This is a genomic window from Lysobacter sp. KIS68-7 (genome assembly GCF_021284745.1).
Taxonomy (GTDB): Bacteria; Pseudomonadota; Gammaproteobacteria; order Xanthomonadales; family Xanthomonadaceae; genus Noviluteimonas.
Map to the genome: position 1 here is coordinate 408,584 of NZ_CP089925.1, position 24,677 is coordinate 433,260.

Sequence of the window (24,677 nt, forward strand, 5' to 3'; positions counted from 1 at the left end):
GTCAGCGGCTCAACCGTACACCGGGTAGGTCTTGCACTGCTTCGTGACCTCGTCGCGAACGCGCGCGATCACCGCGGCATCGTTCGGCGCGTCCAGCACGTCGCAGATCCAGTTGGCCAGCGCCACGCACTCGGCTTCGTTGTAGCCGCGCGTGGTCACCGCCGGCGTGCCAAGGCGCAGGCCCGAGGTCACGAAGGGCTTTTCCGGGTCGTTCGGCACCGCGTTCTTGTTCACGGTGATGTGCGCCTTGCCCAGCGCGGCTTCCGCGTCCTTGCCGGTGATGCCCTTGCCGATCATGTCGACGAGCATCAGGTGGTTCTGCGTGCCGCCGCTGACGATCTTGTAGCCGCGCTTGATGATGGTGTTCGCCATCGCCTGCGCGTTCTTCACCACCTGCTGCTGGTAGGCCTTGAACTCCGGTTCCAGCGCTTCCTTGAACGCGACGGCCTTCGCGGCGATCACGTGCATGAGCGGGCCGCCCTGGATGCCGGGGAACACGATCGACTGCAGCTTCTTTTCGATTTCTTCGTTGGCCTTGGCCACGATGATGCCGCCGCGCGGGCCGCGCAGCGTCTTGTGCGTGGTGGAGGTCACCACGTGCGCGTGCGGCACGGGGTTGGGGTACACGCCCGCGGCGACGAGGCCGGCGACGTGCGCCATGTCGACGAACAGGTAGGCACCGACCTTGTCGGCGATCGCGCGGAACTTCGACCAGTCGATGATCTGCGAGTACGCGCTGAAGCCGGCGACGATCATCTTCGGCTTGTGTTCCAGCGCCAGGCGCTCGACTTCGGCGTAATCGATCACGCCCTGGTCGTTCACGCCGTACTGCACGGCGTTGAAGAGCTTGCCGCTGATGTTCACCTTCGCGCCGTGCGTGAGGTGGCCGCCGTGGGCGAGCGACATGCCGAGGATGGTGTCGCCCGGGTTCAGCAACGCCAGGTACACGGCCTGGTTGGCCTGCGAACCCGAATGCGGCTGCACGTTCGCGTAGTCGGCGCCGAACAGCTGCTTGCAGCGTTCGATGGCCAGGCGCTCGGCGACGTCGACGTATTCGCAACCGCCGTAGTAGCGCTTGCCGGGGTAGCCCTCGGCGTACTTGTTGGTCAGGCGGCTGCCCTGCGCTTCCATGACGCGCGGGCTGGCGTAGTTTTCCGACGCGATCAGCTCGACGTGGTCTTCCTGGCGGCGGTTTTCGCCGGCAATGGCGGCGGCGAGTTCGGGGTCGAAACCTTCGATGCGGGCGTCGCGAGGAAACATCGGGCTGTCCGGGTACGTGGGGAAAGGCGGCAAGTTTAGCGTTTCGCGACGCCCTGCCACGCCGCCTCCCCTATAATCCGCGCCCATCCCGATCTACATCGCGCGGCCTTGCCCCCGGCAGGACCCCTGCGCCCGCCTGCGGAGCTTCCATGCAGTACATCTACACCATGAACGGCGTGTCCAAGACGGTCCCGCCCAAGCGCCAGATCATCAAGGACATCTCCCTCTCGTTCTTCCCGGGCGCGAAGATCGGCCTGCTCGGCCTCAACGGCGCGGGCAAATCGACGGTCCTGAAGATCATGGCCGGCGTGGACACCGATTTCAGCGGCGAAGCCCGCCCCCAGCCCGGCATCAAGGTCGGCTACCTGGCGCAGGAGCCGCAGCTCGACCCGAACATGACCGTCCGCGAGGCCGTCGAGGAAGGCGTGGGAGAGGTCCTGCAGGCGCAGGCCGCGCTCGACCGCATCTATGAGGCCTATGCCGAGGAAGGCGCGGACTTCGACAAGCTCGCCGCCGAGCAGCAGCGCCTGGAGGCCATCCTGGCCGCCGGCGACGCGCACACCCTGGAAAACCAGCTCGAAGTGGCCGCCGACGCGCTGCGCCTGCCGCCGTGGGACGCCATCATCGGCAAGCTCTCCGGCGGCGAGAAGCGCCGCGTGGCCCTGTGCCGCCTGCTGCTGCAGAAGCCGGACATGCTGCTGCTCGACGAACCGACCAACCACCTCGACGCCGAATCGGTCGAATGGCTGGAACAGTTCCTCGCCCGCTTCCCGGGCACCGTGGTGGCCGTCACCCACGACCGCTACTTCCTCGACAACGCCGCCGAGTGGATCCTCGAACTCGACCGCGGCCGCGGCATTCCGTGGAAGGGCAACTACACCGACTGGCTCGTGCAGAAGGACGAGCGCCTGAAGCAGGAAGAGTCGTCGGAAAAGGCGCGCCAGAAGGCGATCCAGAAGGAACTCGAGTGGGCCCGCCAGAACGCCAAGGGCGGCCGGTCCAAGGGCAAGGCGCGCTTGGCGCGCATCGAGGAACTGCAGTCGGTCGACTACCAGCGCCGCGCGGAAACCAACGAGATCTTCATCCCGCCGGGCGAGCGCCTGGGCAACAAGGTCGTCGAGTTCAAGAACGTGTCGAAGAAGTTCGGCGACCGCCTGCTCATCGACGACCTGAGCTTCAGCGTCCCGCCGGGCGCCATCGTCGGGATCATCGGCCCGAACGGCGCCGGCAAGTCGACGCTGTTCCGCATGATCATCGGCCAGGAAACGCCGGACACGGGTTCCATCGACATGGGCTCGACCGTCAAGCTCGCCTACGTCGACCAGAGCCGCGACAAGCTGGAAGGCAACCACAATGTCTTCCAGGAAGTCTCCGGCGGCCTGGACATCCTCAACATCAACGGCGTGGAGATCCAGTCGCGCGCCTACATCGGCCGCTTCAACTTCAAGGGCCAGGACCAGCAGAAGATGGTCGGCGCGCTCTCGGGCGGTGAACGCGGCCGCCTGCACCTGGCCAAGACGCTGCTGCAGGGCGGCAACGTGCTGCTGCTCGACGAACCCTCGAACGACCTCGACGTCGAAACGCTGCGCGCGCTCGAAGACGCGCTGCTCGAATTCCCGGGCAACACCTTCGTGATCTCGCACGACCGCTGGTTCCTGGACCGCATCGCCACGCACATCCTCGCCTTCGAAGGCGACTCGCACGTGGAGTTCTTCCAGGGCAACTACCGCGAGTACGAGGAAGACAAGCGCCGCCGCCTCGGCGAGGAAGGCGCGAAGCCGCACCGCCTGCGCTTCAAGGCGCTCAAGTAAGGAGACGATCGATGGGCTTCATGCAGGCGCTGAAACAACGCTGGAATGCCAGTGGTTCGCTTGTCTGCGTGGGGCTCGATCCGGAGCCGGCGAAGTTCCCGAAGGAATTCGCCGGCGACGACGATGCGGTCTTCCACTTCTGCCGCGACATCGCCGATGCGACCGCGGAATTCGCCTGCGCGTTCAAGCCGCAGATCGCGCACTTCGCCGCGCTGCGCGCCGAAGGGGCGCTCGAGCGCCTGATCGCGCACATCCACGCCACGCACCCCGGCATCCCGGTGATCCTGGATGCCAAGCGCGGCGACATCGGCAGCACGGCGCAGCAATACGCGCGTGAAGCCTTCGACCGGTTCGCCGCCGATGCGGTGACGGCCAATCCCTACCTCGGCCGCGATTCGGTGCAGCCCTTCCTCGAGCGCGCCGACCGCGGCGTGGTGATCCTGTGCCGCACGTCCAACCCGGGCGCGGGCGATCTGCAGGACCTCGCGATCGAGGGTCGTCCGCTTTACCAGCACGTGGCCGAAAAAGTGGCCCGCGAGTGGAATGGCAACGGCAACTGCGCGCTCGTCGTCGGTGCGACGTGGCCGGAACAACTGCGCGAAGTGCGCGCGATCATCGGCGACATGCCGATCCTGGTGCCGGGCGTCGGCGCGCAGGGCGGCGATGCGGAAGCGGTGGTGCGCAATGCAGCCTCGGCCGACGGCACGGGCCTGCTGGTGAGTTCTTCGCGCGCGATCCTCTATGCCTCCGCCGGCGCGGACTACGCCGAAGCCGCGGCCCGCGCCGCGCGCGAGCTGCGCGACACCATCAACGCCGCGCGCTGACCTTCAGGCGGCCACCGACCGGACCACCGCACGCGCCATCGCGAACGGAAAGCGGCCCCAGATCATCGCGAACACCGCGGCGCGTTCCACCGCCGTGCGACGTTCGGCTTCGAACTTGCGGAAGTAGCGCCATAGCCCGCGGTGCTTGTGCCATTCGACGAACACCGGCCGCGCGCGCGAGGACACACCGCGCACGTGCACCACGCGCACGGCATTCGCCACCGCAATCGTCGCGCCCAGGGCGCGTGCGCGGCGGCACAGGTCCAGGTCTTCGGCGTGCAGGCGATAGCCTTCGTCGAAGCCGCCCAGTCGGTTGAACAGCGCGCGCGGCATCAGCATCAACGCGCCGGAGATCGCATCGACGACCTGCAGCGCTTGTGCATCGTCGGGGGCGATGCCGAGGTTCGCCTGCTTCGGGTTGCGGAGCATCGCGGCGAAATCGGGATCGCGGCGGCGGGTGGCCGCATCGCGTTCGCCGTCCTCGCCGACCTGGTCGGCGCCGACCAGCGCAGCGCTGCCGAGGTCTTCGGCGGCTTCGCGCAGGCGCACCAACGTATCGCGTTCGACCAGGCAATCCGGGTTCACGAAAGCGAGCCACGGACGATCGGTGTCGGCGGCGCCCTGGTTGCACGCGACGGCGAAGCCGGGGTTGTCGGGATTGGCGACGAAGCGCACGCGCAGGTCCGCGGCGGCGTGGCGCTGCATGATCGAGAGCGTCTCGTCGTGCGAGGCGTTGTCGACGATGCGCACCTGGCCGACGCCTTCGGCGTCGCGGACGCGGCGCAGGCATTCGTCGAGCGTCTCGCTGCTTTCGTGCGCCACGATGACGACGGCGATGTCGCCGGGTGCGTTGTCGGCCGGCGTGGTCATGCGAACAACTCCCGCTGCGGCGCCGGCGGCCCGACGGTCGCGACGGTGTCCTGCAACTGCTCGCGCAATGCGCGCAGCGGATCGGCCATCAGGAATTGCGCCAGGCGCGCATGCCACGCGGGCCAGCGCGCGGCGAGCGCATCCATATCGCCATCGCCGACGAGGCCTTCATCGAGGCGCGCGACGAACGCGGTCTCGCACAAGGCATTGCGCCAACCCAGCCCCGCGAGACGCAGGGACAGATCCACGAGCGCCGCGGTCCACGACGCATAACTTGCCGCATCCAATCCCCCCGCGCGACGCCGCGCCTTGCCGCGCAGCGCCACCGCGTGGCCGATGGCCGCGGGCAATTCGGGATGCAGCGGCGGCATCGCGGCGCAGGCGCGCGCGAGGCGTTCGAGGTCCGCGGGGATCGCATCGATTTCGCCGATGCGCGGCCATGCCGCGGCTTCGCCCGCGTTGCACCAGGGCGTGGCGGTCGCGATGGCGGGATCGCGTGCGAGGCACGCGGTGAGTTGCACGAGCCACCCCGGCGCCGGGCGCGCATCGGGCGCGAGCACGACGACATCGGCATCGCCGCAGGCATTCAAGGCTTCGTCGAGGTGCGCGACATCGCCCACCATCCGCTGCCGTCGCGTGTAGTGCGCCTGCATCTGCGTGCGCGCGAGCCAGCGTTCGACGATGGCATGCGCGCGCGGGCCGGCGCGCGCGTCGTCGGCCAACCACACGCGCGTGCCGGGCGGCGTGCCGGCGTCGAGGGCGCCGAGGCAGGCATCGAGGGCGTCGTCGTCGACGCCCACCGGGAGGAGGACGATGGGCAGCGCCACCCCGGGCGCGGCGGGCACGGTCACTGCGCCTTCGACGGCCTGGCTTTGTACAGCGGTTCCAGGGCGCGGAAGCGCTGGCCGTATTCGTCGGTCAGGTCGCGTGCTTCCTGCGGATTCCGGATGATCTTCGGCGTCAGCAGGATGATCACTTCCGTGCGTTCGGTGCGCGTGGTCTGCGTGCCGAACAGGCCGCCGATCCACGGGATGCGGCTCAGGCCCGGAAGCCCCGACGATCCCTTCGTCGCATTGTCCTGGATCAGGCCGGCGAGCATCACGGTCTCGCCGCTCTGGATCGCCGCTTCGGTCTTCAGGCGCCGCGTGTTGATGCGCACGTTGCCGTTGATGTCGGGGTCGCCGCCGGGCGAGCTGACTTCCTGCACGATGTCCAGGAAGACCATGCCGTCCTTGGTGATGCGCGGGCGCACCTTGAGGATCACGCCGGTATCCAGGTACTGCACCTGGCTGATCGTGTCGCCGGTGCTGCCCGAGTTCGGATTGAAGGTGACCGACGCGATCGGAATGCGGCTGCCGACGTTGAACGTGGCCTCGGCGTTGTTGCGCACGACCACCGACGGCGTCTGCAGCAGGTTCACGTCGGAGACCTGGTCGAGCGCGTTGATCACCGCCATCGCGTTCGGGCCGAGGAAGGTCCAGCTCAGGCCACCGAGGACATTGCCGGCCGCATCCGTCGTCACGCCGCCGATGCTGCCGGCGGTCGAGCCCCAGATGTTGCGCGTGAGCGCGAGGTTGCGCAGCGCCGGATCGGGGATCGCATTCTCGAAGTACCAGTTCACGCCGTACTTCAGCGCGCCGGTCAGGCCCACTTCGGCGACCTGCGCTTCGATCTGCACCTGCATCGGCATGATGTCGAGGCGTTCGATCACTTCGCGGATCGAGCGCCACGCCGCGGAGTTGGCGCGCACCAGCAGCGTGTTGGTTTCATCCACCGCGGACACGCCCACCGTGCTGCCTTCCACCTGCAGGGTCACGCTCGAGTTGCCGCTGCTCTGCGGTTCCAGCGAGAGCGAGCTGCCGCCGCCGGTGTTGCCGCTGTTGCCGCCGCCGATGGACACCGCGCTGTTGCCCGTGTCGTCCACGCCGCTGTCCTTGATCTCCGTCGGTTCCAGGCCCGGCATCAGCGTGCCCGAGCCCGTCGAGGAGCCTTCGGCGCGACGCGCGCTGCCGCCGTACACCTCGGACAGCCGGTCGGCGAGGTCTTTTGCCTTGACGTACTTCAGCTCGTAGGAGAACAACTGCTCCTCGCCCGCCGCGCCTTCGATGCGGTCGAGCCAGGACTGGATTTCGTCGAGGTAGCGCGCCTGCGGCGTGATCACGAGCACCGCGTTCGCGCCTTCCAGCGGGAGGAAGCGGAACATGCCGGCGACCGGCGACTTGCTCTGCTCGCCGAACACCTTCTCGAGATCCGCGACGACCTTGCTCGCATGGCCGGAGCGGATCGGGAACACGCCCACCGACATGCCCTGCAGCCAGTCGACGTCGAAGATCTCGATCGTCCGCATGTAGTTCTCGAGTTCCGCGCGCGTGCCGCCGATGGTGATGACGTTGCGCGCGGAATCGGTGGTGATGACGGCGTTCGGACGCGCGTACGGCGTCAGCACCTTCTTCATCTCCTCGGCGGCGATGAACTTGAGCGGCACCACGCGCGCCTCGAAGCCGCGTGCGAGCGCGGGCGAACCGGTGCGCGGGGCCACCGTGCCGGCGAGCGCACTGTCGGCAGCCACGATGTTGTAGCGCCCGTCGGCGAACACCATGCGCGCGTTGTTCCAGCTCAGCACCTGCTCCAGCAGCGACATCGCCTGCGCGGGGCTCACCGGCTTCGGCGTGGCGAGCGTCACGGTGCCCTGCACGCCCGGCGCGATGACGTAGTTCTGGCCCAGCATGTCGCCCAGGATCGCCTTCACCACGGCCTGCAGCGACTCGCCTTCGAAGTTGAACGTGGCCGCGCCGCTGCTGGCGCCGAGGTTCGGCGGCGGCGCGGCGGCCGCGGCTTGGTTGATCACGCGGCCGTCGCCGCGACGGATCTGCGGTTTCGGTTCGCCTGCTTCGCTCGGTGCCTGGCGATCGGGCGACGGCGCGGTCTCGGTGCCGGTCTGGTCGAGCGTGGAGGTGGTCTGCTCGCCGTGCTGCATGCGCACGGCCCGATCGCCTTCGCGCGAGATCGTGGCGACCGGCGTGGTCTGGCAGCCGACCAGTACGACCGTGGCCGCGGCGAGCAACAACGTCGCGATGTGGGTTCGAAGGGCCATGGTTAGTCCTGTTTGTTTTGTTGCGGCTGGCGCTGCTGTTCCTGGCGCAGCTGGGCTCGACGCTGTTCGATGCGTTTGCGGATCGCGTCCATCTGTTGCTCCGGCGTCATCGGTTGGTCGGGCAAGGTGGATCCGGTGGTCGCGGGTTTGTTCGCCGTCGCTTCCGGCGCCGGCGCGGGAACGGCCGCGGGCGGCGGTGGCACGGCGTCGTCCGCGTTTTCCATCACGACCGGTTGCGGGGGTTCCTGCGTGGCGGCGGCGGTCGGCGTGGTGCGCGTGGGCGCCGTGCCGCCGGCACCGTTGAACACGCGTAGGTCGAGCGTCTTGCTGCCCTGCGGGCCTTCGAAGGTGGCGCGGCGCGGTTCGAGCGCGACCAGGCGCCAGCCCTGCGCTTCGGCCGGCGACTCGTCCATCTTCATGCGCACCGATTCGCCGCCGGCGGTGGGCTGCACGATCGCCATGCGGAAGGTCGGCGTGAGCAGCACGCTGGTCAGCACGAAGTCGAAGGCCTGCGCCTGCTGGTCGTCGCCCTGCGCCTGCAGGAAGAACGGTTGCGGGCGGCGATCCTCGGAGAAAAGGGGACGCGCGCCGACTTCCGCATATTGCGAGAGCGGGCCGATGCGTTCGGCCTGCGCCTTGGCGGCCACGGGCAGTTTGCGCAGCAGCGAGGGATCGTTCGGCAGGCGTGCAATGGTGCCGCCCATGCCGGCGAGCGCGCCCACCCAGGTGAGCAACGCCCAGCCGGCGACGGAGGCCAGCAACCAGGTGCGCGGGCCGGCGTCACTGAGTCGCACGACGCCCCCCTGCACGCACCTGCGTGCTCGCCGGTCGCGGCCGGATGTAGCCGTACAGGTCGAAGCTCACGTCGAGCCCGCCGCTCTGCGCCTTGCCCTGCCCCGGCATGTAGAAGTAACGCTGCGCGAGGATGTTGAGGTTGTCGACGAACACGCGCGGGCTGCCGCTTTCGATTTCGTGCAGCACGGTGGCCAGTTCCGGCGCGCCGCAACGCAGGCGCACCTGGATGGTCACGCGCGGGAAGCGTTCGGCCGGGCGCGTTTCCGTCAGCGGCGAGCGATTGGTGATCGCGCAACTGCGATTGCCCGGGCTCGCCTGCTGCACCACGCCTTCCAGGCGCTGCACGAGGCCGGCGGTGGCGAGTTCGGGCGTGGGCTCGGGCAGGAAACCGGGGCGACCGCGGTTGGCCGCCTGCACCTGCGCATAGCGGCGTTCCACTTCGGGCGCCTGCTGCAATTGCGTGCGCACGCGAAGTTCGCGTTCCTGCAGATCGTGGATGCGCGATTCGACGTCGAGCATCGGCACCGTCCACCACGGGTGCAGCAGCACGAAATAGGCGAGCGCGAGCGCGGCCACGAGCAAGCCGAGCGCGACCCAGCGATCGCGGTCAGTCGGTCCCTGCGGCGGCACGCGGCGCCTCCTGCTGTCGGTTCTGCACGGTGGGCGGTGTGACGGCGAGGTCCGCGGTGAGCGTGAAGCGATCCTTGCCCGAGCGCGGATCCGGTTGGAGCGCGCCGGTGAGCGCGGGCGCGCGCCACAGCGGCGAACCTTCCAGGCGGCCGACGAGCGAGGAGGCCTCGCTGCTCAAACCGATCAGCGTGAGCCGATCGTTTTCGATCGCGACCTTTTCCATGTACGTCGTGTCGGGCAGGCGACGCGTGAGTTCGTCGAGGACCTCCACCGCGCTCGGGCGCCCGCGGCGCATCTGGTCGAGGTAGGCCTGCCCTTCCACGGCATCGATGAGCGCCTGCCGGCGCGCGGAGGCCTGGCGCGCCTGCGCGGTGCGCGCATTCACGTCGCTCTCGAATTCATCGGCCGCGTTGCGGCGGTTGTCGAGTACCTGCCACAGGCCGGCGGCGACGGCGACCACGGCGAAGGCACCCAGCACCCAGTTCCACACGCCCCACGGGTCCGCGCGATGGCGGCGTTGCGCGGGCGGCAGCAGGTTCACGCCGAGCGGGATGCCGCTCGTGTCGGCGAGGTCGATGCCCGCGAGCGTGGCGGTGACGCCACCGAGTGCATCCAGCCGCGGTTGGATCGCGGTGCGCGGCACGGCGACGAGTTCGACATCGAGCTGGCCGTCGGCGCGACGATCCAGGATGCGCGCATCGAAGGCGGCGCTGTCGGCGGTGAACGGCGTCTGCCGATCGATTTCGAAGGAGACGACATCGCGCAGGCGATCGGCGGCGGCGGCGGGCAGCACGAGGCGGCGACGCAGGCCCGCGTTGGCGGGCAGCACCAGCCAGCGCGGAAGATCGGCGATGGAGGGGGCGAGGATGGTGGCGAGCGGATCGACGTCGACGGCGAGCACTTCACTCGCGGGGAGACGGCCGACATCGCGCACCACCGGACCTTCGACGCCGTCGAAGGTCTGCAGGCGCAGGTGCAGCGCATCGGGATCCTGCGCCAGCAACAGGCGATCGAGCCCGAGGCCAAGCGCGGCGCGCCAGCGCACCGGCAACCACGCCGCGAGCGAGCGCGACCACCACGACAGCCATCCGCCCGCGCCCGGCAGGACACGAGTCTGGATGCGGCCGATGCGGTCGCGCAGTGCATTCATCGCGGCGATGCTCCCTCCTCCCAACGCAGCGGCGTGTACGCCGAACCCGGCAATCCGTTCCCGCCAGCACGCACCACGACGCGCAGCATCGCTTCGCGTCCATCGCGAAGCCGTGCACGGCTGTCGATACTATACGTGCCGCTGCCACTGCTCACGAGCGGCTCGCCTCCTTCGAGGACGGGCGCGGGGCCTCCCGACGACGGATCCCATGCGCGTCGGCGACCGATCGCGCTGTCCGCGTCGATGCCCATCGCCTGCAACACCCCTGCCGACGCGAACGCCGGATCCGGGCGCGTTCGGCCGCTGTAGACGGTCAGGTCCGGGGCCACCTTCGCGTAGAGCGCGGGCGTCATGCCGAGGACCTGTTCGAGTTCGGCGACGCTTTCGAAGGGCGCGTCCTTCGCGCCGTAGGGGCGTTCGGCCGCGGCGTATTCGCCGTCCTCGGCGCCACCCTCGGGCTGCGTGAGCGAATCCGGGTCGCGCCAGTCCAGCACCGCGGCGGCCACGCGCCGCGCCTGTTCGTTGTCCAGGCCGCCCACGTTCTGGAACAGGGAGGCGAGCAAGGCGAGGTCCGCCTGGTTGAGGTCGATCTTGCCGTTCTCGTCGACGAGCGAGACCTGCACCTGTGCGTCGCCGAAGGTCCACTGGTAGGGACGACCGTCGGGCAGCCATTGGCGGCGCGGATCGGGATCGGCCGCGCGGACCAGTGCGTATTCGAGCCCCGCGCGCGCGACTTCGCCCGCGATCACGCCGCGGTGCAGCACGCGGCCCTGCAGGCCTTCGATGCTCGCGGTGAGCGCGAACGCACCGATCAGCGCGGTCAGCAGCGCGATCAGCCACAGCACGAGCAGCAAGGCCGCACCGCGCATGCGTGCGATGCGCACGGGTCGCGGGCGGCTCACAGCGCAGCCCCCTGGTATCCGCCGGCCAGCGGCAAGGCGACGATCATCGGAGGCCACGTGCGGCCGTCGGCATCGCGCAAGGTGATCTCGACCTGCACGGGCAGGTTGTCGCCGTTGTTCCAGGTCTCCACCCAGTCGGAGAGCCTGTTGTCTTCCGTCATGGCGCGGTAGCGGAAGGTCGCATCGTGCAGGTGGTCGGCGAGCACTTCCGGTTTGCGCGGCGGGTTGTCCGCGACGGTGGTGGCGCCGAGCACCATCGTGAACGCCACTTCCAGGCGCGGACCATCGGGCCCGTCGACGATGGTGAGCTCGTGCAGGTACGGGCCGCCGCGCCCGAGGTAGTCCGGCAGGTCGGCGACGAAGCGCATGTGGTCGCGGTCGCCTTCGAAACGGCGCGGCATGCCGGTGTCGGTGTTCATGCCGAACGCGATGGGGCGCGCGTTGCCGATGCGGCGGCGCAGGAACAGTTCGACCGCGCGCATGTGTTCGTTGCGTTGCGCGATCGCTTCGCCGCGTTGCGCGGTGGCGGTCGCCGCGCGCAGCGTGGCGAAGGCGAGCGCCAGGCCGGCCGCGAGCAGGATCGTCGCGAGCAGCACTTCGATCAGCGTGAAACCGCGGGCATGGCGGGCGCTCATTGCGGCGCTCCGTCCAACGCGTCGGGCGTCACCAGGCGCAGCGATTGCAGGTGCAGGCTGTCGCGCGGCGTGCCGTCGCCCCACTTCACCTGCAGGTCGAGCGACAGCAAGCGCGGCGCGGCGGGGTCGATGAGTTGCTGCGCAGCGTCGGATTCGCTCGGGTCCCGCCACGGCGCGACATCGAGCGCCCAGCGGTAACGCCCTTCTTCGAAATCGCCTTCGGTGTGGCCCGGGCGCAGCGGTTCGCCGACACCGAGTTGCGCGAGCAGCGATTGCGCGTGCATCGCCGCGCGCCCCGCATCGTCGGCCCAGCGCACCTGCCGCGTCGCGCCGGACAGTGTGCCGAGCAACAGGGTCAACGCGAGCGCGAGCACCGCGAAGGCGATGATCACCTCGATGAGCGTGTAACCCGCTTGGGTTGCGCGGCGCATCACGGCGCTGCCGCTCCGCGCGTGAGTTTCACTTCACCCGTGAGCCAGGCGACGTCGATATTCCACGCCGCGCCCTTCGCGGTGAGTTGCACGCGGCCGCCCGTGGACGCCCCGTCGGAGAAGAACTGGATCGCGCCCACGCCGCGCGTGGGCTGCACTTCGCGCGCGCCGAAGAAATTGATGCCGAACGCCTTGCCGACCTGGCCCTTGCGATTGTTCGGCGCAAGCCAGGTGCGCGCGGCCGGGTCGATGAGGAAACGCTGCGACTGTCCGGTGGAGATGGCCTGCGCGCGCGTGTAGCGCAACTGCGCGGCGATCTCCTTGGCCTCGGCGCGCACGCGCATGCCTGCGAATCCGCCCGTCACCATCGCGGCGGCGAGCACGCTCATCGCCGCGATGAGCAGCATCACGAGCATCACTTCCAACAGCGAGAAGCCGGACGCCCGGCGGTGCATCGCGCGGCGTCCGTGGGTGCGCATGGCTTACTCGAATGCGATGTCGGCGTCGACGCTGGAGCCGCCCGGCTTGCCGTCCTTGCCGAAGCTGACCAGGTCGAAGGGCTTGTTCTCGCCCGGCGCCTTGTATTCGAAGGGGTGGTTCCAGGGATCCTTGAGCTCGGACGTCTTGGCGTACGGGCCGAGCCAACCTTGTGCATCGCTCTGCACGAGTTCGTCGAGGTTGGCCGGCAGCGCGCCGGTGTCGCCCTGGAACTGCTGCACTTTCTCGGCGAGCGTCTGCACCTGCGCCTTGGCGAGGTTGACCTTGGCGCGGTCGCCGCCGCCGAGGATGCGCGTGGCGGCGAAGGCCACGATGCCGCCGATCAGCACGACGACCAGGATGATCTCGATGAGGCTGAAGCCGGACTGCGCCTGGCGCGGTGCGGGAGCACGAAGGGAACGATGAAAGGTCATGGGCATTTATCCGATGGCGTTCGTCAGATCGTAGATGGGGGTGAGCACGGCGAGGATGACGACCATGACGACGCCCGCGAGCAGCATCGTCACCACCGGCACCAGCGCCGCCAGCATGCGGTCGAGCGCCAGGCTCGTTTCCGCTTCGAACGTGTCGGCGGTCTTCAGCAGCATCGTGTCGAGCGCGCCGGATTCTTCGCCGACCTGGATCATCTGCAGCGCCAGGCGCGGGAAGCGCTTGCCGCGGCCCAGGGCCGTGGACAGGCCGACGCCGCCCTTCACTTCATTGGCTGCGGTTTCGACATCCGCCGCCAGCACGAGGTTCCCCAACACATTGCGGCCGATGCCCAGCGCGGTCAGCAAGGGCACGCCGTTGCGCAGCAGGGTGCCGAGCGTGCGCGCCAATCGTGCGGTTTCCAGCCGTGCCACCAACGGGCCGACGAATTTCTGCCGCAGCAGCCATTCATCGAACTTCACGCGAAATTCCGGGTCCCGCCGCTTGCGGTCGAACCACCACACCGCGAGCGCGGGGATGGCCACCAGCACGATCCACCAGTCGCGCACGAACAGGCCGATGCCCAGCACGATGCGGGTGAAGATCGGCAGCGTGGCATCCAGGCTCTCGTACATCGCGGCGAACTGCGGGACGACGTAGCCCAGCAGGAACAGCAGGCTGAAGCCGACCATCACCAGCAGGATGATCGGGTAGATCAACGCGTTGATCACCTTCCCGCGCAACGCGCGACTGCGCTCGAGGTAATCGGCCAGGCGCTGCAGCGTTTCGTGCAGCGAACCGCCCGCCTCGCCCGCGCGCACCATGTTCACGTACAGGCGGCCGAAGGTGCCGTGCTGGCGCTCCAGCGCCGTCGACAACGCACTGCCGCCGCGCACCGCATCGCGGATGTCGGCGATGGTGCGGCGTGCGCCTTCGTCTTCCGGCAATTCCAGCAGGATGGTCAGCGCGCGATCCAACGGCTGACCCGCGGCGAGCAGCGTCGCCAGCTGCTGCGTGAACTGCACGAGCCGCTCGCCCGCGAAGGGCTTGGGCTTGAACAGCATCTTCCATGTCGACTCGCCACCGCCTTCCGAAGCGAGCTTCGTTTCGACAGGCAAATGTCCCTGCTCCTGCAGGCGCACGGCCACTTCGCCGACGCTCGCGGCTTCCATCTGGCCGTCGAGCAGCTCGCCGCGTGAATTGAGGGCCTTGTAGCGGAACAGGGGCATCGTGGCCTCAGGCGTCTTCGGTGACGCGCAACACTTCTTCGATCGTCGTGACGCCGGCCAGCGCCTTCGTGATGCCGTCCTCGTACATCGTGCGCATGCCCGCCTTGCGCGCGAGCTGTTCGAGTTCGCCCATGCCGGCGTGGCGCATCACTGCGCGGCGGAGTTCGTCGTCCATGACGAGGAACTCCATGATCGTCGTGCGGCCGAGGTAACCGGTGGGCGAGAGTTCGGACGGACGCGGGTGGTACAGGTAGATGTCGCCTTCGCGCTGCCAGCGGCGCAGGCTGAACTTCTCGATCTCTTCCGGCGACGCGAGGTAACGCTCGGCATTCGTCGGTTCCAGGCGGCGCACGAGGCGCTGGGCGAGGATGCCGTTCACCGTGGACGTCAGCAGATAGTCTTCCACGCCCATGTCGAGCAGGCGCGTGATGCCACCGGCGGCGTTGTTCGTGTGCAGGGTGGAGAGCACCAGGTGGCCGGTGAGCGCGGACTGGATCGCGATGCGCGCGGTTTCCAGGTCGCGCATTTCGCCGATCATGATGATGTCCGGATCCTGGCGCACGATCGAACGCAGCGCGTTCGCGAAGTCCAATCCGATCTGCGGCTTGGCCTGGATCTGGTTGATGCCTTCGATCTGGTATTCGATCGGGTCTTCGACCGTGATGATCTTGACGTCGCTGGTGTTGAGCTTGCTCAGCGCCGTGTAGAGCGTGGTCGTCTTGCCCGAGCCGGTCGGGCCCGTCACCAGCAGGATGCCGTGCGGCTGCTCCAGCACGTGCTGGAACTGCGGGAGGAATTCGTCGGTGAAGCCGAGGCGGTGGAAGTCGAACACCACCGTTTCGCGATCGAGCAGGCGCATCACCACGCTTTCGCCGTGCGCGGTGGGCATGCTGCTCACGCGCAGGTCGAGTTCCTTGCCCTGCACGCGCAGCATGATGCGGCCGTCCTGCGGCAGGCGGCGTTCGGCGATGTTGAGCTTCGCCATGATCTTGATGCGGCTGATGATCGCGGCGGTGAGGTTGGCCGGCGGACCTTCGGATTCCTCGAGCACGCCGTCGATGCGGTAGCGCACCTTCAGGCGGTTTTCGAAGGGTTCGATATGGATGTCCGACGCACGCAGTTCCACCGCGCGCTGGATGATCAGGTTGACCAGGCGGATCACCGGCGCTTCGGACGCGAGGTCGCGCAGGTGTTCGACGTCGTCCATGTCGCCGGTTTCGCCTTCGGCGGTTTCGACGATCGCGCCCATCGCGCTGCGGCCCTGGCCGTGCCAGCGTTCGATCAGGTCGTCGATCTCCGAACGCAGCGCGATGCTCGCGCGCACCTCGCGGCCCGTGGCCAGGCGCACGGCGTCGAGCGCATAGAGGTCCTGCGGATCGGCGACCAGCACGTCCACGCCCTGCTCGGTCTCGGCGACCGGCACGACGTGGAACTGCTTCATGAATTTCGGGGAGAGCGCGACCGTCTCGGGCGGCAGCTCGGGGGCGTCCTTCGCACTGACCAGCGGCAGGCCGAGCACGGCCGAGGCGGTCTCGGCGTGGTCGCGCTCGGAGACCAGGCCCAGGCGTGCGAGCAGGCTCAGCAGGCTGCCCCCGGTTTCCTCCTGGAGGCGGCGGGCGCGGGCGAGGTCGGCGTCCTTCAGGCGGCCACGTTCGACCAGCGCCGACACGATGCGCTCGTCGGCAGCGACTTCGGTTCCACCCCCTGGCGGGGCGTCGACGATGGCGTTCATTCCGTCCTCCGGGCGCGGTTCTTGGGCCATCCGTGACCCGGGTCGCGACTGTAGCAGAGCGGTCGTGGGGGCCGACTCCCGCATGGGGGCCGGGGTCACTTGAAGCGTTCAGGCCTTTTGTCGGGAAGGATGACCGGCTTGAAGGAGGCGCGGCGTTCGCTGGAATTACCAGTCCTACAGGGGGACACCCTCATGTCATCGCGCCTCGCGTTCAGCCGGGGGTGGGCGACTGCCTTCCTCGTTTTGTCTGCTGCTTGTGTCCAGCCCGCCTGGGCGGCCTGCAACGGGAATCCCAAAGCCAAGATCGACCCGGACACGCAGACCGTGCCCGAGCGCACCGGGGGCAATCCCACCGTCGTGACGCTCGATGGATCGAAGTCGACGCCGGGGAACAACGATCTCGTGTTCGCCTGGACCTATCTCGGCAGCACGCCATCGGGCCTGACGGTGACCCTCAACAACACGACCGTGCAGAAACCGACGTTCGCCGCGCCGAGCGTGGGCGCCGCCGGCGCCGCGCTGAACTTCCGGCTCACGGTGACTTGCGGGAACCAGACCGATACCACCACCACGGTCATCAACGTCACCGACGTGTTCGTGAATTCCCCACCGGTCGCCTCCGGGTTCATCGCGCCGCTCAATGCAACCGAAGGCCAGACCGTCACCCTGGACGGCACCGGTTCGTCCGATCCCGACAACCAACCTCTGACGTATTCCTGGACACAGATTTCCGGCTCGCCGACGGTGACGCTCGCGGGCGCAGGCGCCGTGCGCACGTTCATCGCGCCGAACCTCCCCGCCACGACCACGCTCGGGTTTCGCCTCACGGTCTCCGACGGCACGTTGAGCAGCTTCACCGACAAAACGGTCAGCATCGTCTTCACCAACGATCCGCCGATCGCGGTGCTGGGTTGCCCCGCCGGCGGGGTGCGCAATGTCGATGAAGGCCAGTCGGTCACTTTCGACGCCAGCGGATCGAGCGATCCCGAAGGCGGCGCGCTGGCCTGGGCCTGGAGCCAGAACGCCGGCCTGCCGAACCTCGGCATCGGCGGTTTGACCACGTCTTCGATCACGTTCAACGCACCACACCTCGGCTTCCAGCAGCTCGGCGGCATGACCGTGACCGCGACGGTCACCGATCCGCTGCTGGCGTCCGCTTCGAAGTCCTGCGGCCTCTTCATCCGCGACGTGACCGCACCGGTGATCGTCGTCCCGAACGACATCACGGCCGAAGCGACCTCCGCCGCGGGCGCAAGCGTGCCCTACAGCGTGACGTCGCAGGATGCGGTGGAAGACCAGATCCCGCAGCCGCTCGCGTGCGTGCCGGCGTCCAACAGCGTGTTCGCGCTCGATGCGAACACCACGGTCAACTGCACCGACCACGACGCGAACAACAACACGTCGAACGCCAGCTTCAAGATCCTCGTGCGCGACACGACGCCGCCGATCCTCACGGTCCCCGGCGACACCGCCGTCGATGCGATCGACGCCAGCGGCGCGCCCGCGACGTTCACTGCAACGAAAGCCGACCTCGTCGACGGCACCGCGCCGGCGACCTGCGCGCCCGCCTCCGGCAGCCAGTTCCCGCTCGGCAACACGACGGTGAACTGCACCGCCGTCGATGCGCACAACAATTCAGCGGCGCCGAAGTCCTTCGTGCTCAGCGTGATGGACGTGACGAAGCCGACGATCGCGGGGCACGGCGACGAAGGCCCGCTGGAAGCGACCAGTGCGGCCGGCGCCGTATCGAACTACACACCGCCCGCCACGCACGACAACGTCGATCCGGACGGCGTCGCGACCTGCGTTCCGCCGCCGGGCACGACGTTCGCGCTGGGTAGCACGGACGTGAACTGCAGCGCGACGGACACTTCGGGCAACCACGCCGACGCCACGAGCTTCAAGGTCCTGGTGCACGACACGACGAAGCCGGTGATCGCTGCGCATTCGAACATCGACAACGTCGAAGCGACGTCCGCCGCGGGCGCACTGGTCGACTATCTCGCACCGACGTGGACGGACGCGGTCGACGGCAGCGGCAGCGCGAGCTGCACACCCGCCTCGCACACGACCTTCGCGCTCGACACGACCACCGTGCATTGCAACTACACCGACAACGCGGGCAACCCCGCGGATGAAACGACGTTCACGATCACGGTCGTCGACCACACGCCGCCGGGGATCGAGGTCCACGACAACCTTGCTGACGTCGAAGCGACCGGACCGAGCGGCGCCGTCGTTCAATACGATCCGCCGAAGTGGCACGACCTCGTGGACGGATCGGGCGATGCGGAATGCACGCCGGCGTCGGGCGGGACGTTCCCGCTCGGCCCGACGATCATCACCTGCTCGAAGACCGATGCGCACGGCAACGTCGCGGTCCCGACGACGTTCACCGTCGATGTCGTCGATACGACGCCGCCTGCAATCGATGACGTCGCGAACATCACCGGCATCGAAGCCACCGGCCCGAACGGCGCACCGGTCCACTACACCAATCCCGCCTGGCACGACCTCGTCAGCGGCGACGGCACCGCAAACTGCCTGCCGGCCGCGGACTCGACCTTCGCGCTCGGCACGACCACGGTGCATTGCCGCGCGCAGGACGGTGCGGGCAACAAGGCGACCAGCAGCTTCACCGTCACCGTGGTCGACACGACGCCGCCCACGCTGACGCTGCCTGCGGACATCACCGAAGAAGCGACCTCCCCCGCCGGCGCCGAGGTGACGTTCACCGCGACGGCCCACGACATCGTCAGCGGCGACGTGCCGGTGACATGTGCACCGCCCTCCGGCAGCACGTTCGGCCTGACCAATACCGAAGTGCAGTGCAGCGCGACGGATGGCGCCAACAACACCGCATCAGGCAGCTTCCACGTGCTCGTGCGCGACACGACGCCGCCGGCGCTCACGCTGCCGTCGACCACCACGCAGGAAGCCACCTCCGCAGCGGGCGCCGCCGTGACCTTCACCGCCACCGCGAACGACATCGTGAGCGGCAGCGTGCCGGTCGTGTGCACGCCCGCGTCGGGCGCCACCTTCGCGCTCGGCGACACCACCGTGCAATGCAGCGCAACCGACGGCGCGAGCAACACGGGGCATGGCAGCTTCCTGGTCAAAGTCGTCGACACCACGCCACCCTCGATCGCCCACAGCGATGACATCGCCGGCATCGAAGCGACAGGCCCGAGCGGCGCAGTCGTGACCTACACGAGCCCCAACTGGACCGACGCCGTCAGCGGCACCGGCACCGCGAGCTGCCTGCCCGCGTCCGGTTCGACCTTCGCGCTGGGCACGAGCGCCGTGACTTGCAGCGCGCAGGACGGCGCCGGCAACCATTCGACGAGTTCCTTCAACGTCACGGTCGCCGACACCACTGCGCCTGGGCTGACGCTGCCCGCGAACTTCTCGAAGGAAGCCACCGGTCCGGGCGGCGCGGTGGCAACATTCAGCGCTTCGGCCTACGACCTCGTGAGCGGCAACGTGCCGATCTCGTGCGCGCCGACTTCAGGCAGCACGTTTGCCCTCGGCACGACGACGGTGAACTGCAGCGCCTCCGACACGCACGGCAACACCGGGCACGGATCGTTCCAGGTCACGGTGGTCGACACGACGAAGCCCGTGCTCTCGCTGCCGACGGACTACACCGGTGAAGCCACCGGCCCGTCGGGCCGCGCGGTGACCTTCAGCCCGACCGCCAACGACATCGTCAGCGGCAACGTGCCCGTCTCCTGCACGCCGGCCTCGGGCAGCACCTTTGCGATCACCACCACGGCGGTGAACTGCAGCGCCACCGACGGCGCCGGCAACACTGCGAACGGGAGCTTCAACATCACCATCCGCGACACGACGCCCCCGAACATCTCGGCCCATGCGGCGGTGAATGCGATCGCCGCGGCCAGCGCCGGTGCCTACGTGACCTGGACCGACCCGACCGCCAACGACATCGTCGACGGCGCACGCCCGGTCACGTGCACGCCGGCATCGGGCACGTGGTTCAACGCGGGCGGGAGCACGGTGACGTGCAAGTCGAAGGACACGCGCAACAACGAAGCCACGAGCACCTTCCCGGTGAACGTCACCTTCGCGTTCAGCGGGTTCTTCAGCCCGGTCGACAACCTGCCGACCGTCAACATCGTGAACTCCGGCCAGGCGATCCCGGTGAAGTTCTCGCTCGGCGGCAACCAGGGCCTGGCGATCTTCGCGGACGGCTATCCGCGCTCGGTGGTGATGACGTGCACCGGCACGCTGACCGACGCGATCGAGGAAACGGTCACCGCCGGCAACAGCTCGCTGAGCTACGACACCGGCACCGCGCGCTACAACTACGTGTGGAAGACCGACAAGGCGTGGGCTGGCACGTGCCGCCAGTTGCAATTGAAGTTCATCGACGGCTCGATGCAGACCGCGAACTTCAACTTCAAGAAGTGATGCAACGAAGAAGGCCCGGGGAAACCCGGGCCTTCTGCTTTCAACCGATCGCCTTGCGCGCGTTGCGGAAAATCCGCATCCACGGGCTGTCGTCGGCCCACTCGCGCGGTGCCCAGCTGTAGTTCGCGCTGCGCAGCGTGCGCTCCGGGTGCGGCATCAGGATGGTGACGCGGCCGTCGGTGGTGGTCAGGCCGGCGATCGCATCGGGCGAGCCGTTCGGATTGGCGGGATACACGCCGGCGGGGCGACCGTCGCCATCGACGTAGCGCAGGGCGACATGCGCCTTCCCTGCATCCGTGTCGTTCGCGAACGACGCGCGGCCTTCGCCGTGCGCCACTGCCACGGGGATGCGCGAACCGACCATATCGCGCAGGAACAGCGACGGCGATTCGAACACTTCCAGCAGCGCCAGGCGTGCTTCGTACTGTTCGCTGCGGTTGCGCAGGAAGCGCGGCCAGTGCTCCGCACCCGGGATGATCGGCTTGAGCTGCGCGAGCATCTGGCAGCCGTTGCACACGCCCAGCGCAAAGGTATCGGCGCGTTCGAAGAAGCGCGCGAAGGCTTCGCGCATCTCCGGGCGTTCGAGCACCGAGGTGGCCCAACCGCGGCCGGCGCCCAGCACGTCGCCGTAGCTGAAGCCGCCGCACGCGACGAAACCGCTGAAGTCTTCCAGGCGCGCGCGACCAGCGATGAGGTCGCTCATGTGCACGTCCACCGCGGCGAAACCGGCGCGGTCGAACCCGTAGGCCGTCTCGACCTGGCTGTTGACGCCCTGCTCGCGCAGGATCGCCACGCGCGGACGCGCACCCGTCGAAATGTACGGCGCGGCGATGTCTTCGGCCGGATCGAACGTGAGCTTCGGCTGCAGGCCCGGCGCGTCGAAGCGACGCACGCTGGCGTGTTCCTCGTCCGCGCATTCAGGGTTGTCGCGCAGGCGCTGCATGGCGTGCGTGACCGACCACCAGGCATCGAACAAGGTTTCCCAACGCCACTCGGTGACCAGGCTGCCGTCGGACATGACGCGCACGGCCGGCGCCGTGGTCGGGCGTGCGATGCGCTGCGCGCAATCGATCAGGCCGTGGCGCGCCACCATGTCGGCGAACTCGGCGCGGTCTTCCGCACAGATCTGCACCAGCGCACCGAGTTCCTCGTTGAACAACGTGCGGAACGGATCCTCGCCCCAGCCGTCGAGCGAGATGTCGAGGCCGAGGTGCGAGGCGAAGGCCATTTCGCACAACGCAGCGAACGCGCCGCCGTCGGAACGGTCGTGGTAGGCGCACAGGAGGCCGGCGTTGCGCGCGTCGCGGATCAGCTCGAAGAAGGCGCGCAGGCGCTGCGGATCGTCGAGGTCCGGCACCGGGCCCGCGAACGCAGGCAGCGCATGCGTGCCGGCGCCCGCATCGGGATGGCACTGCGCCAGCACGGAACCGCCGAGGCGCTGCTTGCCGCCGCCCAGGCCGATCAGCCAGATTTCCGAATCGGTGTCGCGCGCCAGCAGCGGCGTGAGTTGCTTGCGCACATCGTCGACCGGCGCGAAGGCGGACACGATGAGCGACACCGGCGACACGGACTTCTGCGCGATGCCATCGCAGTGCCACTGCGCCTGCATCGAAAGCGAATCCTTGCCCACCGGGATGCTGAGGTCGAGTTGCGGCGCGAGCTCCAGGCCCACGGCGCGCACGGCATCGAACAGCTTGGCGTCTTCGCCCGGGTGGCCGGCGGCGGCCATCCAGTTGGCGGAGAGCTTGATGCGATCGAGGGCTTGCACCGGCGCGGCGCACAGGTTGGTGATCGCTTCGCCCACGGCCATGCGCGCGGCGGCGGCGGCGTCGAGCAGCGCGAGCGGCGTGCGTTCGCCCACGGACATCGCTTCGCCCGCGAAGGTCGCGTAATCGGCGAGCGTCATCGCGCAGTCCGCGACGGGCATCTGCCACGGGCCGACCATCTGGTCGCGCGCGGTGAGGCCGCCGACGGTGCGGTCGCCGATGGTGATCAGGAAGTTCTTCGACGCGACGGTGGGATGCGCGAGCACGCGCAGGCCGGCATCGTTGAGGTCGAGCGCGTGCGTGAGCAGTTCCGGCCAACGCGGCGCAGGCGGCGTGGTGGTGTCGCGATGCATCTTCGGCGGCTTGCCGAAGAGCACGTCCATCGGCAGGTCGATCGCACGGTCGTCCGGGAGCGCATCGACCGTGGCGCCCTTGGCGACCACGAGGCGTTCTTCCGCGGTCGCATGGCCGACGACGGCGAAGGGGCAACGTTCGCGCAGGCACAGCGCCGCGAATTCGCCGACGCGATCGGGCGCGATGCCCAGCACGTAGCGTTCCTGCGATTCGTTGCACCACAACTGCATCGGCGACAGCGACGGGTCGTCGGTCGGCACACGGTCCAGGTCGATCACGCCGCCCACGCCCGAGTCGTGCAGCAATTCGGGGATCGCGTTCGACAAACCACCCGCACCCACGTCGTGGATCGAGAGGATCGGATTGTCGTCGCCGAGCGCGACGCAGCGATCGATCACTTCCTGCGCGCGACGCTCCATCTCGGGGTTGTCGCGCTGCACGGAGGCGAAGTCGAGGTCTTCGGCGCTTTCGCCCGAGGCCACCGAACTCGCGGCGCCGCCGCCGAGGCCGATGAGCATCGCCGGGCCACCGAGCACGATCACCGCATCGCCCGGCGAGAGCGGACGCTTGGCCACCATGCTGCGATCCATCGCGCCGTATCCGCCGGCGAGCATGATCGGCTTGTCGTAGGCGCGGACCAGGCCATCGCCTTCGGCGAGCTCGAACGCGCGGAAGTAACCGTTGAGGTTCGGACGACCGAATTCGTTGTTGAACGCGGCGGCGCCGAGCGGACCGTCGGTCATGATCTCGAACGCGGAGGCCATGCGCGGGTTCAGCGCGCGCGGCGATTCCCAGGCTTGCGGCAGCGTCGGGATGCGCAGGTGCGAAACGGAGAAGCCGCACAGGCCCGCCTTCGGGCGGCCGCCGCGACCGGTGGCGCCTTCGTCGCGGATTTCACCGCCCGCGCCGGTGGACGCACCTGGGAACGGCGAGATCGCCGTCGGATGGTTGTGCGTTTCGACCTTGATGCAGAACGCGCCGGGCGTGGCCGGCTCGCTGCGGTATTCGTGCGTGTGCGGATCGGGGCGGAAGCGTTGCACCACTTCGCCCTCCACCACCGCCGCGTTGTCGCTGTAGGCCGAAAGCGTGTGCTGCGGCGTCTTCGCGTGCGTGTGCTTGATCATGCGGAACAGCGAGGTCGCCTGTCCGTTCGCATGCTGGTCGCGGCCGTCGATGGTCCACGACGCATTGAAGATCTTGTGGCGGCAGTGCTCGGAATTCGCCTGCGCGAACATCATCAGTTCGACGTCGTGCGGGTCGCGGGCGAGTTCGCCGTAGCGATCGCGCAGGTAGTCGACTTCGTCCTGCGCCAGCGCAAGGCCGAGGCGCGTGTTGGCGGATTCGAGCGCCGGGACAGGCACGACTTCCAGCGGCGACTTCGGCGGCGTGCGGAACAACGCGGCGCCGGCATCGCGGTCGGCGACGAGCGATTGCGTCATCGGATCGTGCAGCAGGCGGGCGAGCGCGGTCTGCGTCGCCAAATCGTCCGGCCAACCGGTGAGGTCGATGCGCAGGCCGCGTTCGACGCGCTGCACGGGCAGGCTCGCGCCGTGCAGGAGTTCGGTGGCCTTGCTGGCCCACGGCGAAATCGTGCCCAGGCGCGGCAGGACGTAGCGCGATACCGCGCCGTCGGCGCGCGGCGCCGTGGCGTCGCCTGCCTCGAGGATGCGGTCGAGTGCGGCGCGATCGATGCGGGCGTCCGCGTCGGCGGGCTGCACCCAGTATGTGAACCAGGCACCGGCGATGCGGAGCGAGGGAGCCAGCGCGCGGAGGCGCGCTTCGAGCCGTTCGCGACGGAACGGCGACAGGGCCTGTTGGCCCTCGAGAACGATCATCGGGTGGGAGACCGTTGGAACG

General features: G+C 68.7%; 18 protein-coding genes. 3 read left to right on the forward strand and 15 right to left on the reverse strand.

All coding sequences use genetic code 11. The features are described 5' to 3' along the window. Positions 1 to 9: 9 nt before the first annotated feature. Complete coding sequence (glyA, locus tag LVB87_RS01985; RefSeq protein ID WP_232899246.1) at positions 10 to 1,260, reverse strand: serine hydroxymethyltransferase; 1,251 nt, start codon at positions 1,258 to 1,260, stop codon at positions 10 to 12. A 149-nt stretch (positions 1,261 to 1,409) separates the two neighbouring features. Between glyA and ettA the strand changes: the two genes are divergently transcribed. Next, a complete protein-coding gene (gene ettA, locus LVB87_RS01990) occupies positions 1,410 to 3,071 on the forward strand; it encodes an energy-dependent translational throttle protein EttA (RefSeq protein ID WP_232899247.1) in 1,662 nt (553 codons plus the stop codon). Between the two features lie 11 nt (positions 3,072 to 3,082). Next, positions 3,083 to 3,895, forward strand: a complete 813-nt coding sequence (pyrF, locus tag LVB87_RS01995; RefSeq protein WP_232899248.1) for an orotidine-5'-phosphate decarboxylase — start codon at positions 3,083 to 3,085, stop codon at positions 3,893 to 3,895. A gap of 3 nt (positions 3,896 to 3,898) precedes the next feature. Here pyrF and LVB87_RS02000 read toward each other — a convergent pair whose 3' ends face one another. Genes LVB87_RS02000 through gspE form a run of 13 tightly spaced genes read right to left on the reverse strand, consistent with a single transcriptional unit; the run spans position 3,899 to position 16,269 of the window. Then, entirely contained in the window at positions 3,899 to 4,765 is an 867-nt protein-coding gene (locus LVB87_RS02000) for a glycosyltransferase family 2 protein (protein ID WP_232899249.1), read from the reverse strand. Further along, positions 4,762 to 5,592, reverse strand: a complete 831-nt coding sequence (locus LVB87_RS02005; RefSeq protein ID WP_232900422.1) for a glycosyltransferase — start codon at positions 5,590 to 5,592, stop codon at positions 4,762 to 4,764. Before LVB87_RS02005 ends, LVB87_RS02000 begins: the two co-directional genes overlap by 4 nt. 20 nt (positions 5,593 to 5,612) lie before the next feature. Further along, positions 5,613 to 7,859 (reverse strand): type II secretion system secretin GspD, encoded by a 2,247-nt coding sequence (gspD, locus tag LVB87_RS02010; protein ID WP_232899250.1) that lies wholly within the window; start codon positions 7,857 to 7,859, stop codon positions 5,613 to 5,615. A gap of 2 nt (positions 7,860 to 7,861) precedes the next feature. Continuing rightward, on the reverse strand, positions 7,862 to 8,653 hold the full coding sequence (locus LVB87_RS02015; protein WP_232899251.1) for a general secretion pathway protein GspN: 792 nt from the start codon (positions 8,651 to 8,653) through the stop codon (positions 7,862 to 7,864). Beyond that, on the reverse strand, positions 8,640 to 9,284 hold the full coding sequence (gene gspM / locus LVB87_RS02020) for a type II secretion system protein GspM (RefSeq protein ID WP_232899252.1): 645 nt from the start codon (positions 9,282 to 9,284) through the stop codon (positions 8,640 to 8,642). Before gspM ends, LVB87_RS02015 begins: the two co-directional genes overlap by 14 nt. After that, positions 9,262 to 10,434 (reverse strand): PilN domain-containing protein, encoded by a 1,173-nt coding sequence (locus LVB87_RS02025; RefSeq protein ID WP_232899253.1) that lies wholly within the window; start codon positions 10,432 to 10,434, stop codon positions 9,262 to 9,264. The genes gspM and LVB87_RS02025 overlap by 23 nt, the downstream gene beginning before the upstream one ends. Further along, positions 10,431 to 11,312 (reverse strand): type II secretion system protein GspK, encoded by an 882-nt coding sequence (locus LVB87_RS02030; protein WP_232900423.1) that lies wholly within the window; start codon positions 11,310 to 11,312, stop codon positions 10,431 to 10,433. The genes LVB87_RS02025 and LVB87_RS02030 overlap by 4 nt, the downstream gene beginning before the upstream one ends. 20 nt (positions 11,313 to 11,332) lie before the next feature. Further along, positions 11,333 to 11,971: a prepilin-type N-terminal cleavage/methylation domain-containing protein gene (locus LVB87_RS02035; RefSeq protein ID WP_232899254.1), complete on the reverse strand. Its 639-nt coding sequence runs from the start codon at positions 11,969 to 11,971 to the stop codon at positions 11,333 to 11,335. Beyond that, entirely contained in the window at positions 11,968 to 12,402 is a 435-nt protein-coding gene (locus tag LVB87_RS02040) for a prepilin-type N-terminal cleavage/methylation domain-containing protein (protein WP_232899255.1), read from the reverse strand. Before LVB87_RS02040 ends, LVB87_RS02035 begins: the two co-directional genes overlap by 4 nt. After that, positions 12,402 to 12,881 (reverse strand): GspH/FimT family pseudopilin, encoded by a 480-nt coding sequence (locus tag LVB87_RS02045; protein WP_232899256.1) that lies wholly within the window; start codon positions 12,879 to 12,881, stop codon positions 12,402 to 12,404. Before LVB87_RS02045 ends, LVB87_RS02040 begins: the two co-directional genes overlap by 1 nt. Positions 12,882 to 12,884: 3 nt before the next feature. Next, positions 12,885 to 13,313: a type II secretion system major pseudopilin GspG gene (gene gspG, locus LVB87_RS02050; protein ID WP_232899257.1), complete on the reverse strand. Its 429-nt coding sequence runs from the start codon at positions 13,311 to 13,313 to the stop codon at positions 12,885 to 12,887. 6 nt (positions 13,314 to 13,319) lie between these two features. Further along, a complete protein-coding gene (locus LVB87_RS02055; protein ID WP_232899258.1) occupies positions 13,320 to 14,537 on the reverse strand; it encodes a type II secretion system F family protein in 1,218 nt (405 codons plus the stop codon). Between the two features lie 7 nt (positions 14,538 to 14,544). Further along, positions 14,545 to 16,269, reverse strand: a complete 1,725-nt coding sequence (gene gspE / locus LVB87_RS02060; RefSeq protein WP_232899259.1) for a type II secretion system ATPase GspE — start codon at positions 16,267 to 16,269, stop codon at positions 14,545 to 14,547. 192 nt (positions 16,270 to 16,461) lie between these two features. On the opposite strand from gspE, the gene LVB87_RS02065 reads away from it, so the two are divergent. Beyond that, the gene (locus LVB87_RS02065; protein WP_232899260.1) at positions 16,462 to 20,700 is read left to right on the forward strand and encodes an HYR domain-containing protein; all 4,239 of its coding nucleotides are present in this window, start codon (positions 16,462 to 16,464) and stop codon (positions 20,698 to 20,700) included. Between the two features lie 40 nt (positions 20,701 to 20,740). Here LVB87_RS02065 and purL read toward each other — a convergent pair whose 3' ends face one another. Continuing rightward, a complete protein-coding gene (gene purL, locus LVB87_RS02070) occupies positions 20,741 to 24,655 on the reverse strand; it encodes a phosphoribosylformylglycinamidine synthase (protein WP_232899261.1) in 3,915 nt (1,304 codons plus the stop codon). Between the last annotated feature and the right edge of the window lie 22 nt (positions 24,656 to 24,677).

What these genes read in the sequence shown, in the direction of transcription:
- gspD (WP_232899250.1), bottom strand. Translation starts at nt 7,859, where the DNA reads ATGGCCCTTCGAACCCACATCGCGACGTTGTTGCTCGCCGCGGCCACG.
- pyrF (WP_232899248.1), top strand. Translation starts at nt 3,083, where the DNA reads ATGGGCTTCATGCAGGCGCTGAAACAACGCTGGAATGCCAGTGGTTCG.
- glyA (WP_232899246.1), bottom strand. Translation starts at nt 1,260, where the DNA reads ATGTTTCCTCGCGACGCCCGCATCGAAGGTTTCGACCCCGAACTCGCC.
- LVB87_RS02000 (WP_232899249.1), bottom strand. Translation starts at nt 4,765, where the DNA reads ATGACCACGCCGGCCGACAACGCACCCGGCGACATCGCCGTCGTCATC.
- gspE (WP_232899259.1), bottom strand. Translation starts at nt 16,269, where the DNA reads ATGAACGCCATCGTCGACGCCCCGCCAGGGGGTGGAACCGAAGTCGCT.
- LVB87_RS02045 (WP_232899256.1), bottom strand. Translation starts at nt 12,881, where the DNA reads ATGCGCACCCACGGACGCCGCGCGATGCACCGCCGGGCGTCCGGCTTC.
- LVB87_RS02035 (WP_232899254.1), bottom strand. Translation starts at nt 11,971, where the DNA reads ATGAGCGCCCGCCATGCCCGCGGTTTCACGCTGATCGAAGTGCTGCTC.
- LVB87_RS02055 (WP_232899258.1), bottom strand. Translation starts at nt 14,537, where the DNA reads ATGCCCCTGTTCCGCTACAAGGCCCTCAATTCACGCGGCGAGCTGCTC.
- LVB87_RS02040 (WP_232899255.1), bottom strand. Translation starts at nt 12,402, where the DNA reads ATGCGCCGCGCAACCCAAGCGGGTTACACGCTCATCGAGGTGATCATC.
- ettA (WP_232899247.1), top strand. Translation starts at nt 1,410, where the DNA reads ATGCAGTACATCTACACCATGAACGGCGTGTCCAAGACGGTCCCGCCC.
- LVB87_RS02065 (WP_232899260.1), top strand. Translation starts at nt 16,462, where the DNA reads ATGTCATCGCGCCTCGCGTTCAGCCGGGGGTGGGCGACTGCCTTCCTC.
- purL (WP_232899261.1), bottom strand. Translation starts at nt 24,655, where the DNA reads ATGATCGTTCTCGAGGGCCAACAGGCCCTGTCGCCGTTCCGTCGCGAA.
- gspG (WP_232899257.1), bottom strand. Translation starts at nt 13,313, where the DNA reads ATGACCTTTCATCGTTCCCTTCGTGCTCCCGCACCGCGCCAGGCGCAG.
- LVB87_RS02025 (WP_232899253.1), bottom strand. Translation starts at nt 10,434, where the DNA reads ATGAATGCACTGCGCGACCGCATCGGCCGCATCCAGACTCGTGTCCTG.